Below are 586 nucleotides of genomic sequence, written 5' to 3' on the forward strand. Positions count from 1 at the left end.
GTATGCCTGTTAAGACTATCGGCTCAGCACTTGGTAGTTTAGCAAGATTAGACCCACAATCACAGTTCTCACCTGCTGTAAGTACTTGGACAAAATACCTCATAGCATCTGATGACCAAACTATTCGTATGAATGTTGAGAACGAGAAAGATCAAGCTCTCTTATTCGGTATGAGGGATTACCTTGTCAATAACCAAGGGCAAGATGGGGAGCAAGCACTTAAGACTGCTATTGCTCGTGGTCAGTCTATAAGAGATAACAATGTACCCCTATCAAGCCAGCAGAATAAGCAGATTAGTAGCAAAGCACTTACATCAGTTAAACAGATGCGTGACCCTACCCAAACTACTTGGTACTTCCGATCAGAATCATTACCTGATTCTACTCGTGATTACTTAAGTAATAGGTTAGCAGCAGAGACTAAGAAGCTATATCAGGTAACTGGAAATATTGACCAAGCTAATCAGATGGCTTTTAAAGAGTTCAAGCAGAACAACATGATTCTTACAGGTGGTGTTGTAGCCAATATAGGTGTTAATCAGCTTGCAGCTTTTGTTCCTGAGTTTGCGAAGAAGGGTGAAGATTC

At 41.0% G+C, this 586-nt stretch carries 1 protein-coding gene; it reads left to right on the plus strand.

The window, feature by feature from the left end; genetic code table 11:
- On the plus strand, positions 1-586 hold a 586-nt coding region (locus IEX12_RS23205; RefSeq protein WP_188726002.1), incomplete at both ends, for a hypothetical protein.

Origin of the sequence: Lentibacillus populi (assembly GCA_014642895.1) — a bacterium.
GTDB classification, from domain to species: Bacteria; Bacillota; Bacilli; order Bacillales; family Amphibacillaceae; genus Lentibacillus_C; species Lentibacillus_C populi.